Genomic DNA, 12,994 nt, shown 5'->3' on the forward strand with positions numbered 1-12,994 from the left:
TCTGCTATAATAAGGGCTGGAATCAATTGATACGGATTGAGGTGCGGGAATGGAGTTTTTGGATGTACAGACGCTGGGATTTCTGGTGTTTTTTGGTTTTATGGCCTCGTTTATCGATTCGGTGGTGGGCGGCGGCGGACTTATTTCGATTCCGGCGCTGATGTGGACAGGATTGCCGCCAGTAACCGTGCTGGGAACGAATAAGGCGGCTGCTGTCATGGGGGCCCTTACGAGTTTTGTGACCTTTGTGAAGTCGGGCAAGGTGGATATGTGGCTGATTAAGCGGCTGTTTCCTATTTCGCTGATTGGTTCGGGGATAGGTGTGCTGGCCGTTCGCATGATACCTTCGGATATTCTGCGGCCCCTGGTGGTGGTCATGCTGGTGGCGGTGCTCATCTACAGTATTGCCAAACGGGACTGGGGCCGGGAAAATCACTATGCAGGCATGTCCACGCGGCTGCTGATGCTTTCCTGTCTTGTGGCATTTTTATTTGGTTTTTACGATGGTTTTTTCGGCCCTGGGACGGGCTCGTTTTTGCTGTTTGCTTTTTTGCTGGTGGGCTTTGACTTTATCGGAGCGGCGGCCAATGCCCGGGCGCTGAATTTTGCCAGCAATATTTCGGCGGCGGTGCTTTTCACGTATTTTGGGTTAGTGGATTTTTCCTATGCGATTCCCATGGGCTTGTCGATGATTGTGGGGGCTTGGTGCGGCGCACGTATGGCGCTTTCCAGGGGAACGGGATATGTGCGGCCGCTGTTTATCGTTATGACAACCATTTTGATTGGCAAGCAGTTGTTGGATTTGTTCAAATAAGGGGCGATGGTTTTGGCCGGGATACCGGATTATATGACATATGATTACCTGCGCAATCTGCGCATGAATAACGCAGCCTGGCGGTTACTTACAGCCGACCAGGCTGCGTTTATTGCGGCCTTTTTTTACCGGGAGTTCATTGCCGGTAAGCGCCGTGGCATTGAGGCCCAGGAACTTTTGGAGCATTTGGATATGTTCCTCTACGATGCGCAACGGCAGACGGCTGGCGAAGCGTTTGGGCGTGCTCCTCAGGATTATTTGGAGATATGGTCCGATACGGAGCATGGCTGGCTGCGAAAATACGAATATCATGACGATTGGTATTATGACCTGACCGCTCCAGCCCAGAAGGCTGTGGAGTGGCTGGTGAGTCTGCACAAGCAGGACTTTGTCGGTACGGAGTCGCGGCTGCGCACGGTGTTTAATCTGCTGCATGAAATTGCCCGGGAAACGGATACCGATGTGGAGCACCGCAAGGCGTATCTTCAGGAACAGCAGAAAAAAATCGTGGCGGAGCTGGCGGAAATCGAGGCCAGCGGGATAGTAAAGCCGCAGCTGGATGATGTGCAGGTCAAGGAGCGCTTTTTGCAGGCGGAGGATACGGCCCAGGCAATATTGGCCGACTTCCGTGAGGTGGAGGAGAACTTCCGCGAGCTCACCCGCAAGGTTCAGGACGATGTGGTCAAGTGGACTCGGGGTAAGGGCGAATTGCTGGAAAAGATATTTAATGAGAGCGATATTATCCGCAAATCGGAGCAGGGACGAAGCTTTATGGCGTTTTGGCGTTATCTGATGCTGTCCCAGCAGCAGGAGGATTTCCGCGATACCATGGCGCAGATCAGCAAAGCAGAGCCTATCCGTGAACTGTTGCCGGAGCATCCCCTCATGGCCATCAACCGGGATTGGGTGCGGGCGGCCGGTTCGGTACAGCAGACGCTGGGGCAGCTCTCAGCCCAGCTGCGTCGCTATGTCGATGAAGCTTATTTGCAGGAAGAGCGGACGATTTATCAGTTGATTCAGCGAATCGAAACCAAGGCAGTGGAGCAGCGCGGTCAGCTGCCCAATGGTGATTTTACGGAAATCCGGGAGATTGCCCCCGCGGTGCAGCTGCCCATGGAACGCCGACTCTTTGCCCCACCCCAGGCGACTAAACTCGTAAGTCCTGTCTTGCAGGCAGGTGATGGGGAAGATGGTGAGTTGTCGGCTATTTTCAATCAGGTTATTGTCGACCGGCAGCAGCTGCAGGCAAATGTTTGCGACCTTTTGGCTGAGAGGCCGGAGGTTACCTTGTCTGAGGTGCTGGCGGTACATCCTCTGCAGCAGGGACTGCCGGAGCTTTTGGGCTATTTGGTGTTGGCCAGCCATGAGGAAGCGGAGGCCTTTGACAGCAGTGCGCTGGAGCGCATTTTATTTGAGCGCGATGGGCAAAAGCTTATCGCCGTTTGTAATCGAGTCGTATTTCGGAGGAAATAAAGGATATGGATTTGGATAATACTGCAGCCGATAGGGGAGAAAATCCCCAGGAGCAGGCTTTTTCACGGGCAGCAATCATGCTGCTCAAGGGAATTGTAAGCCGTGGCCGGGATGAAGCCCTGTGGCAGGATATTGTAGGCCGTCAGACGGAGTTGCGGGACTATTTCCGCCGCATTGGCCTTAAGCTTATCATCAATGAGCTTGACGAATACGCCTACCTGCGCCAGGAAGAGGGGAGTGGGCTTCCCCATATTGTGCCGCGCTATCCGCTTAGTTATAATCTGTCGATGCTGTTGGTACAGTTGCGCAAGGTTTTGGCGGAGTATGACCGGGCAGCTGGTGGTGACCGCGTCGTCATCAGCTTTGAGGATATTTTGCGCCGCATGGAGCCCTTTTTGCCGGTGCAAATCAATGAGATGAAATACCGTCAGTCGGTGGAGCATCTCGTGCGGGGAGCTGTGCGCATGGGCTTTTTGCAGAAAATCAAGGGCAAGGATACGGATTACGAAGTTCGGCCGATTTTGCGCAACTTTGTGGATGCACAGTGGCTGGATGATTTTGCCCAGAAACTGGAGGCTTATGAACAGTACGGGCAGTCCCGTCATGACGAGCGGGCAGAAGAGGAAACGGAGGAAGGAGAGATGATGGATGAACTTATTCGAGACGACGACTGAGCTAAAAGACATCCCCCTCGGCTTCCGCCTGCAGCGCTTGGAGGTTTATAATTGGGGTACCTTTGATAAGAAGGTCTGGACGCTGGAACTGTCCGGGGACACGTCGCTGCTCACCGGTGACGTTGGTTCAGGCAAGTCCACACTGGTGGATGCTATCATCACGCTGTTGGTGCCACCGCGGAAAGTGACCTACAACAAGGCTGCTGATGCAAGTGCCAAGGAGCGCAGTCTGGCTTCCTACGTACGCGGTTACTATGGACAGAAGCGCACCGAAGATGGCGGCGGCCGTCCAGAAGCGCTGCGGGGCAAAGACCAGTACAGCGTCGTGTTGGGGGTGTTTTCGGACCGGAACTTTGGCCGCACGGTGACCTTGGCGCAAGTATTCTGGTTCCCTGACGAGGCGGCGGCTTCGCCGAAGCGTTTCTACGTGCTGGCCCAGAAGACCTTGTCGATAACGGAGCGGTTTTCGGCTATTGGCGGCGATATGCGCGCCTTCCGCAAGCAGCTCGAACGGGATTCCTTTATTAAGACCTTTGACGACTATCCCCAGTACGGTCATGAATTCCGCAAGATTTTCGGCATTCGTCAGGTTCAGGCTATGGATCTGTTCCAACAGACGATTTCCATGAAGAAAGTCGACAGCCTCACGGGCTTCGTTCGTCAAAACATGCTGGAAGTGCCGGATGCGGAGCAGGAGGTCGAGGTCATGCTGCGCCAGTACCATGACCTGGAAGCAGCACATCAGGCGGTGGAACGGGCCCGGGAGCAGCAAAAATACCTGCAGCCCATTGAAAAACTCGGTCAGGAATATGCAGCAGCCGGCCGGAAACAACAGGAAAATGCCGTCATGCAGCAGCATTTGGCCAGTTGGTTTGCCGGTAAGGCTTATAAAGTCCAGGAGAGCATGCTGCAGCAGTCCGAGGTCAAATTAGCCGAACTGCAGAAAGCCTGGCAGGATGCCAAAGGCACCTGTGATGGCTTGCAACAGCAGCTGGACGGCGTCCGCCGGGAAATGGCCCGCAATGGCGGCCAGCAGCTGGACGAGGTGCGTCACCAGCTGGAACTTTGCCAGCAGCAAAAAGGCCAGTGCGAACTGGTGCGGGAAAAATATCAGCAGCAGCTTGATTTGCTGGCGCTGACTATGCCCTCCTCAGCGGAGACTTTTCGCAGGAATCAGCAGACTATGCAGGAACGGCAGCAGTCCATCGAGCAGGAGCTGGAGGACTTGATGGCCGACAGTGGTGCCATCGAAGCCAATCGCAAAGAGGCCGTGGCGCTGGAAACGCAGCTGACGGAGGAAATCGAATCGCTGGCAAAGCGCAAATCGAATATCCCGAATAAATATGTCAAGATCCGCGAACAGCTCTGTGAGGACCTGGGCTTGGCGGAAGATGAGATGCCTTTTGCCGGGGAACTTATGGCCGTCAAGGAAACGGAAGCCGAATGGGAAGGCGCCTTGGAGCGGTTACTTCATGGCTTTGGCATTTCTTTGCTGATTTCCGATGCCCATTACGGTGAGGTCGCTGGCTGGATGGAGAAACACAATCTTCATGTGAAATTGGTGTATTTCCGCGTTTCGGACTATGTAGAATCCGTGGATATGGAAACTCTGCCTGAGGATGCCGCCTGCCGCAAATTGCAGCTAAAAGAAGAGTCGGCCTATTGCAATTGGCTGAGCAGTGAGCTCTATACCCGGTTTCGTCATACCTGCTGTGAGACCATGCAGGAATTCCGCCAGGCTAAGTTTGCCCTGACCCGCAATGGACAGGTCAAGATTAACGGCCGTCGTCATGAAAAGGATGATCGCCGGGCCCTCGATAACCGCCGTGACTATGTGTTGGGCTTTTCCAACCTGCGCAAAATCCAATCCTTGCAGGAGGAGCGCGAGAACATTCGCGAAGAGCAGAAATTCTTCCAGCAGAAATTGCACAAGAACAAGGCGGCGCAGAAAAAATTGCAGGGAGAAAAAGATGCCATTATGCTGGCCGGTCAGGTTCAGAGCTTTCAGGAGCTTGACATTGCGCCGCTGATCCAGCAGCTGGCAAAACTTCAGCAGCGGGTGGAAGAACTGCGGCAAAAGAACGATGTTTACCGCAAACTTCAGGAGGAAGAGCAGGCACTGGTTCGTCAGGTGGCACGCTGCCAGCAGGACGTAAGTTCCAAGCGGGATGAAGCCAGCCGGATTCAGGAGCGCTGCCGTGGTACCCGGGAACAGATGCTAGTAGAAGCTGAGCTGATGAATGAGACGCCTGTCGAGGTGCAGTCTAAGGTATATCCGCTGCTGGAACGCTATATGGCAGAGGCTTTGCCCAACCAGACCTTTGACCTGACCAGCCGGCAGAAATTGCAGGCCCGTTTTGGTGCCTGGCTCCAAGACGAAGGCCATCAGCAGGAAGAGATCCTTCGCCATCATGGCGAGGAGCTTGCCCGGCTGATGACGGGATTCCGGCAGCAGTGGCCGGAGGCGAGTGTAGATCTTCTTTGTTCTCCCGAGGCAGCTGCGGATTATATCGCCCTGCTCAACCGCCTGCGCACCGATGATCTGCCAAAATTCGAGGGCCGTTTCCGGGAACTGCTACGGGAAAACACCATCAACCAGATAGCCCTGTTCCAGACTCATTTGGAAAATACCTGCCAGGAAATTGAAGACCGCATTGCGCGAATCAATCGCTCGCTGGCGGAGATTGACTACAATGAGGGGCGTTATATCCAGATTGAATGCAGTCATGCGGTAAGCGATACGATACAGCAGTTCTGCCGGGATTTGCGGGCTTGCACCGAGGATGCCCTGACAGGTGCGGGGGATGACAGCTACAGTGAGCAGAAGTTCCAGCAGGTGGCAAGGATATTAGAACGCTTGCAGGGACGGCCAGGAAATACGGAAATCGATGCCCGTTGGCGGCGTGAAGTCATCGATGTGCGCAATTGGTACACCTTTGCGGCCTCGGAGCGTTGGCGTGACCCAGCCCCGGGGGCCGATGCCGAATACGAGCATTATACGGATTCGGGCGGCAAGTCGGGGGGACAGAAGGAAAAACTTGCCTATACGATTTTGGCGGCCAGTATCGTTTATAACTTTGGTCTTGAAGGCAAGCGGGCCGGTGAGCAATCCTTCCGGTTTGTCGTTATCGATGAAGCCTTCCTCAAAAGTTCGGATGAGTCGGCTCGTTTTGGCCTCGAATTGTTCCGCAAAATGGATTTGCAGCTGCTGGTAGTGACGCCTCTCTTAAAGATTGCGACGATTGAGCCCTTTGTGCGTCATGTGGGCTTTGTCTATCAAAAGGATGAGGAGCATAGGTCCTATTTGCGAAATTTGACGATAGAACAATTGCAGGCAGAAAAAATAGCGCATACCAGAAAGAAGTGAAGAATAGCAACAGGTTTAAGGCATCTCATTTATGGGATGCCTTTTTTAATATAAATGACATCGATAAGAAAAGTGATAGTTTTCAGAATAGCGTAATGTAGATTCCTACCGACAAAAGTCCTAAATATTGTAGGATTATAACATTGTGGGGGGGGCTGGCGCAGAGTATAATAAACGATGTGTTGTTTTTTGGAATGTGAAAACAATTGGATGTAGGAAAAAGATCCTGGGGATAAGAAGATCGTTAGTAAAGAGAAAGGCAGAGTGAAGGAATGCGATTAAAAGACGTTCGTATTGGTTACAAGATTATGGTACTGGTAATTATCGGTATCATTGGTATGGTATCTCTCGGTTTATCGAGCTATCAGGGGATGAGTAAAGCAAGTGATGATCTTGACAATATGTATAGTCGCAAATTGCAGGCCACTCGTTTGCTCGGTACTGAAATCAGCCTCATGCGTGCGGTTAAGGTAAGTACCGTCGAGTATATCTTAGAACCGGGCGATGCCAAGGTAGAGGAATCGATTGATGTAAATATCCAGAAGTACGAAAGCTATTGGAGTGAATATAGACCGCTGGGAATGAGGGCCGATAAAGCCGCAGCGGAGATTCCGAATACGGAAGCCAAGTGGAACGAATTCAAGCAGGGGGTGCAGGAAGCCCGCCGCCTGGTGAAGGAAGGCAAGAAAGAGGAAGCCTGGAAGTATTTCCGCAAGGTCGAACTGACGACGGCCGAGGATTTGCTCAAGAGCCAGCAGGCTCTGCGCAAGGTAGCTGATGATAATGCAGATATTCTCAACACCGAAATCAAGGAAAGCAATACCAGCCATATCAAATTCTCTTTCATGGTGAATTTGGTGGCACTGGCATTGCTCGCTGGTTTGTCCGTCGTTATTATCCGCGATATCACGAGCTCGCTTCATCGCGGCGTTGCCATTTGCGAAGCGATGAAGAAAGGTGATTTCCGCACCGATGGGGTAAATCACGTTGACCGTGGCGATGAGCTCGGGGCAATGGCTAATGCCCTGTTTGCTATGCGCAAGGAACTCAATGCTCTCATGCGTAGTGTCAGCGAGTCGTCCGAACAGCTTGCTGCGTCGTCGGAGGAGCTTACGGCCAGCTCGAATCAGGCCGCTCAGGCATCGACTCAGGTGGCTCAGTCGGCGGGCGATGTTGTCAATACGATCGAGAATCAGCAAAAGGCCGTAGCCAATAGTAATGAGTCGGTGGCACGAGTTCAGAGTGCAGTGGCTCATGTCAAGGAACAGTCGCGCATGGTAGCAGGCAATTCTGCTTCAGCTGCTGAGCAGGCTGCTGCTGGTTCGGTGTCGATTGACAATTCGGTTGAGCAGATTAAAAGTGCGGAGTCGACGGTAAAAGATTCGGCTGAGGTAGTCGATCGTTTGGGTGAGCGTTCGCGAGAAATCGGTGAAATCGTTGATACGATGGCAGGTATCGCTGAGCAGACGAATCTTTTGGCACTCAATGCCGCTATCGAGGCTGCTCGTGCCGGCGAGCACGGCCGTGGCTTTACGGTAGTAGCGGAGGAAGTGGGCAAACTCGCTCATGAATCGCAGGAATCGGCAGAAAAGATTGCTCAGCTCATCAAGGGAATTCAGCAGGATACCGATGCGGCGGTCAAATCAATGCAGAATGGCCGTGAAGCGGTAGTATCAGGGGCTCGTTCCGTTGAGGAACTGCGGTCGATGTTCGATGAGATCAGCAACCTTGTCCAGGGCGTATCGAATCAGATTCAGACGGTTGATGAAGCGGTCGATGCAATGACGCAGGAAGCCAACTCCATCATGGGTGAGGTAAATAACATTAGCGGTTACAGCAATAAGGTATCTTCGGAGATGCAGGCTGTATCGGCGGCAACGGAAGAGCAGTCCGCTTCGGCTGAGGAAATTGCCTCGGCTAGTGATTCACTGGCAGTGCTGGCTCAGAAACAGCAGGAAACGCTGTCTTACTTCAAATTCTAAAAATACGATATATGATAGTAGAAAAGCTGTCGTCTCATGCGTTTATGAGACGGCAGCTTTTTATCGTTAGAGTAATATGTAATAATTAGCATAACTTTTTCGTATAGGTAAAATAGGACTTTTGTACAGGTTTACGCTTGTAATAGTTTTTGTTTTCCCTTAAAATTGGCAATACAACTGTTTTGGGAAAAAACAGGACTAACAGGGGGCAGAGGACGAGTTGGGATGTACGGACTACTGCAGAAAGGCGTGTGAGAAAATGAGATTGAAAGACATTAAGATGGGGCACAAGATTCTGGTCTTGGTACTGGTGGGAATCATTGGTATGGCTGCACTTGGCATTTCGAGTTATACGGGAATGAGCAAGGCCAGCGATGATATCGAAGACATGTATAGCAGCAAATTGAAAGCTACGCGCTGGATGGGTTCGGAGATGAGCTTGATGCGTGGTGTTCAGATGAACGTCGTCAAACATATCCTAGATCCGAAAGATAAGGCTATTGAAGATGCCTTGGCAGAGCGTATCAACAAATACGAAGAGAACTGGGCCAAGTATAAAGTCATCGGTATGCAGTCTGAGCGTGCAGCTGCGGAAATCCCCAATACCGAGGCTTTGTGGGCGAAGTATATGAAGGAAGTCCAGAACGTCAAAAATCTGGTGGCTGAAGGCAAGCAGGATGAGGCTTGGAAAGCGTACAAAAAGATTGAGGATACGACGGTTAAAGATCTGCTCAAGAGCTTGCAGGGCTTGCGCCAGGTGGCCGATGAAAACGCAGAGAACCTGAACAATGATATCAAGGCTAGAAATAGTCAGCAGATTGCATTCTCTACGATTCTCGTATTGGTGGCGTTTGCCATTTTGGGCGGCCTCTCGGTTATCATCATCCGTGACATTACGGAATCCTTGGGAAGAGCAGTAGCTGCCTGCAATAAGATGCGTGGTGGGGACTTCCGTACGGCTGGCCAGAGCATTGTAGATCGTGGCGATGAATTGGGACAGATGCTTACAGCACTGGCGCAGATGCGTGGGGAACTCACGAAGCTTATGCGTAATGTCAGCGAGTCTTCTGAGCAGCTGGCAGCTTCTTCTGAGGAACTTACGGCAAGTTCCAATCAGGCAGCGCAGGCTTCTACCCAGGTAGCACAGTCGGCTTCGGATGTCGTGAACTCGGTGGAAGATCAGCAGAAAGCTGTGGTTAAGAGCAACGAGTCCGTAGAGCGGGTTCAGCAGGCAGTAAGCCATGTCAAGTCCCAGTCGGCAAAAGTGGCGGATAACTCGGCATCGGCTGCCCGCCGTGCTGCTGATGGCTCGGTGGCTATTGGTGAATCGGTGGAACAGATTCGCAGTGTAGAAAAAACGGTAAATGGTTCAGCAGAAGTTGTTGACCGCCTGGGCGAACGCTCGAAGGAAATTGGCGAAATCGTGGATACCATGGCCGGTATTGCTGAGCAGACGAATCTGTTGGCGCTTAATGCCGCTATCGAGGCAGCTCGTGCCGGTGAACATGGCCGCGGGTTTACGGTAGTTGCGGAAGAGGTCAGCAAATTGGCGCATGAATCCCAGGAATCGGCGGAAAAGATTGCCCGTCTTATCAAGGACATCCAGCGCGATACGGAGGATGCCGTTGATTCGATGCGGAATGGCCGCGAAGCGGTGGTCGCTGGGGCGCGTTCCGTTGAAGGTCTGCGTTCGATGTTCGACGAAATCAATGGCCTGGTCAATGGTGTATCGCAGCAGATCCAAACCGTGGATGAGGCGGTAGAAGCTATGGCGGCTGAGTCGAAAGCGATTACGGCAGAGGTGGCAAACATCAGTGGTTACAGTAATCAGGTTGCATCGGAGATGCAGGCTGTATCGGCTGCCACGGAAGAACAGTCGGCTTCGGCTCAAGAAATCGCTTCGGCAAGTGATTCGTTAGCACTGCTGGCACAGAAACAGCAGGAAGCTTTGGCAAAATTCAAATTCTAATAACTTCTAACGGGTGTTTTTTCTTGGCATGGCCAGGGAGAAAGGCCCGTTTTCAAAAATATAAACAAATTAAAACAATTTAAAACAGATAACAAAACGGTTGAAAAACGAGGAAAGTAATATTATAATATAGATAGAAAAATATACCTATTGAATAATGGATTAAGGAAATGTACAAGGAAAGAGAGGGATAATCATGGGTATATCGGCGGTTAGCATCACGACGCTGACCAGTTTCCCTCAGATGAACCGCGAGGTAACCGCGAGGGGACAACAGGTAGCGAAGGAGCATAGTGAGGCAGCGGCTTCGTATACGAAGGTTTCCAATTTTGGGAATGAGACGAAAATAGGCAGTAGTGCTTTTCAGCGTGCCAACTCCACGATAATCGACATTGGGGAAAGCAAGACTGCTATGTTGATGGATCGCAGCAAGTCTTATTACGAAGTTTCGAACTTTGGCAATGAGACCAAGTTGGGGTCCAGTAAGTTCCAGCAGCAGATCAAAGCCGATGCGGAACAGGGTGCTCAAAACCTGTCCAAGGGAATGAAAGCGACAGCTGACATTACGCGTGTATCGAATTTTGGAACGGAAACGAATCTTGGCAAGAGCGGTTTCCAGCAAGTCAATGCGCAAATCATGCAGGCTCGTCAAAAAGCCTATACGCAGTTTTCGGATTTCCAAAAACAAGCGGGGGGTAGCATCGATATTGGTGCGTGACAAAACAGAAAAAGACCTTTTCCCTTTGGGAGAGGGTCTTTTTTTTGTGCCGGGATTCCTGTCTATGTAGCGAATGTTACAGCTTGGGCGCAGTGGCTCCGCTATAATTGGTCATATCAAGAAGAGAGCAAATAATAAGGTTTGGGTATTATGGTTCCGAAGCAAACGGAGGAAAAGGAGAGATACTTTATGGAAAACAAGATGTTTTGTTATCAGTGCCAGGAAACGGCAGGCTGCAAGGGCTGCACGCAGGTAGGTGTCTGTGGCAAGAAGCCGGAAGTGGCAGCGATGCAGGATCTTTTGATCTATGTGACGAAGGGGTTGGCTGCGGTTACGACGCGCCTGCGCGCTGAAGGGAAGAAAGTGGCGGCAGAGGTCAATCATCAGATTACGCTGAATCTGTTTGTGACGATTACCAATGCTAATTTTGACCGTGAAGCAATCGTAGAACGCATCAAAAATACTTTGGTCGTTAAAACGGAATTGCTGGCAAGCCTCGCGAACCGTGAGAATCTGCCTGATGCAGCCCTTTGGAATGATACGGAAGACGGGTTTGACGCCAAAGCCGCGAAGGTCGGTATCCTGGTAACAGAAAATGAGGATATCCGCAGCCTGCGTGAACTTATCACCTATGGCCTCAAGGGGTTGGCGGCTTATCAGAAACATGCCAATGTGCTGGGGTATGAAAACGAAGCAATCGATGCTTTTGCCCAGTCGGCACTGGCTAAACTCCTCGATGACAGCCTGACCGGTGACGATCTGACGGCATTGACGTTGGAAACGGGTAAGTGGGGCGTCGATGGCATGGCCCTCTTGGATAAGGCAAATACGGAGACCTATGGCAATCCGGAACTTACCAAGGTTGATCTTGGCGTGCGCCAGAATCCGGGTATCCTGATTTCGGGACATGACCTCAAGGATTTGGAGATGCTTTTGGAGCAGACCCAGGGCACAGGGGTGGATGTCTACACCCATGGCGAGATGCTGCCGGCCCATTATTATCCGAAGTTCAAGAAATACGAGAACTTTGCGGGCAACTACGGCAATGCTTGGTGGAAACAGAAAGAGGAATTCGAAGCCTTCCATGGCCCGATTCTCATGACCACCAACTGCGTAGTACCGCCGAAGGCATCGTATCAGGACCGCTTGTTTACGACGGGAGCAACGGGGGTGCCGGGCTGCCAGCATATTGCCGCTAAAGCTGATGGTACGAAGGATTTTGGTCCGATTATCGAAATGGCCAAGCAGTGCGAAGCACCGGAAGAGCTCGAGCAGGGACAGATTGTCGGCGGCTTTGCCCATGAGCAGGTATTTGCGGTGGCCGATAAAGTCGTTGCAGCCGTTAAGTCTGGTGCCATCAAGAAATTTGTTGTCATGGCTGGCTGCGATGGCCGCATGAAGTCCCGTGACTATTATGCTGAGTTTGCCAAAGCTCTGCCCCAGGATACGGTTATCCTGACGGCTGGTTGTGCCAAGTATAAGTATATTAAGATGAATCTCGGGGATATTGGCGGTATCCCGCGGGTCCTCGATGCCGGCCAGTGCAACGATTCCTATAGCCTGGCCCTCATCGCCTTGAAGCTCAAGGAAGTATTTGGCCTTGATGATGTCAACGAACTTCCGATTGCTTACAACATCGCCTGGTATGAGCAGAAAGCTGTTATCGTCTTGCTGGCACTGCTGCACCTCGGCGTCAAGAACATTCACCTCGGCCCGACGCTGCCGGCCTTCCTGTCTCCCAATGTGGCTAAAGTTCTCGTAGAGAACTTCGGCATTGGCGGCATTACGACGGTAGAGGAAGATATCAAAAAGATGATTGGCTAAGGCCAGCCTAAGGAAATAAGCAGCCTGTTATTGTGGCTTCGTCCATGGTAATGGGCTGCCTTTTTGTGCAGATGACCAAAGCAGGATTTTGTGGGAGTAAGGAGAATAATGGGGGTAAAGAGTTGCTGGTGCAACATAAGCATGTGATTATAAGTGCTATAATTAGGCCAACT

The 12,994-nt window shown here is 51.6% G+C and carries 8 protein-coding genes; all 8 read left to right on the top strand.

What is annotated here, in order from left to right:
* Nucleotides 1-49 precede the first annotated feature (49 nt).
* The 8 genes from BLQ36_RS09120 to hcp all read left to right on the top strand — a co-directional run bounded on the left by BLQ36_RS09120 (nucleotide 50) and on the right by hcp (nucleotide 12,821).
* The gene (locus BLQ36_RS09120; protein WP_074515295.1) at nucleotides 50-814 is read left to right on the top strand and encodes a TSUP family transporter; all 765 of its coding nucleotides are present in this window, start codon (nucleotides 50-52) and stop codon (nucleotides 812-814) included.
* A gap of 33 nt (nucleotides 815-847) precedes the next feature.
* Nucleotides 848-2,287 (top strand): DUF3375 domain-containing protein, encoded by a 1,440-nt coding sequence (locus BLQ36_RS09125; protein WP_180364855.1) that lies wholly within the window; start codon nucleotides 848-850, stop codon nucleotides 2,285-2,287.
* 5 nt (nucleotides 2,288-2,292) lie between these two features.
* Nucleotides 2,293-2,961, top strand: a complete 669-nt coding sequence (locus BLQ36_RS09130; RefSeq protein WP_074515297.1) for a DUF4194 domain-containing protein — start codon at nucleotides 2,293-2,295, stop codon at nucleotides 2,959-2,961.
* On the top strand, nucleotides 2,936-6,328 hold the full coding sequence (locus BLQ36_RS09135) for an ATP-binding protein (protein ID WP_074515298.1): 3,393 nt from the start codon (nucleotides 2,936-2,938) through the stop codon (nucleotides 6,326-6,328). Before BLQ36_RS09130 ends, BLQ36_RS09135 begins: the two co-directional genes overlap by 26 nt.
* A gap of 272 nt (nucleotides 6,329-6,600) precedes the next feature.
* Nucleotides 6,601-8,310, top strand: a complete 1,710-nt coding sequence (locus BLQ36_RS09140) for a methyl-accepting chemotaxis protein (RefSeq protein WP_074515299.1) — start codon at nucleotides 6,601-6,603, stop codon at nucleotides 8,308-8,310.
* Between the two features lie 259 nt (nucleotides 8,311-8,569).
* A complete protein-coding gene (locus BLQ36_RS09145; RefSeq protein WP_074515300.1) occupies nucleotides 8,570-10,279 on the top strand; it encodes a HAMP domain-containing methyl-accepting chemotaxis protein in 1,710 nt (569 codons plus the stop codon).
* Nucleotides 10,280-10,475: 196 nt separating this feature from the next.
* On the top strand, nucleotides 10,476-10,997 hold the full coding sequence (locus BLQ36_RS09150; RefSeq protein ID WP_074515301.1) for a hypothetical protein: 522 nt from the start codon (nucleotides 10,476-10,478) through the stop codon (nucleotides 10,995-10,997).
* A gap of 189 nt (nucleotides 10,998-11,186) precedes the next feature.
* Nucleotides 11,187-12,821: a hydroxylamine reductase gene (hcp, locus tag BLQ36_RS09155; protein ID WP_074515302.1), complete on the top strand. Its 1,635-nt coding sequence runs from the start codon at nucleotides 11,187-11,189 to the stop codon at nucleotides 12,819-12,821.
* The last annotated feature ends 173 nt before the right edge of the window (nucleotides 12,822-12,994 follow it).

This window comes from Selenomonas sp. WCT3 (assembly GCA_900100835.1).
Taxonomy (GTDB): Bacteria; Bacillota; Negativicutes; order Selenomonadales; family Selenomonadaceae; genus Selenomonas_A; species Selenomonas_A ruminantium_E.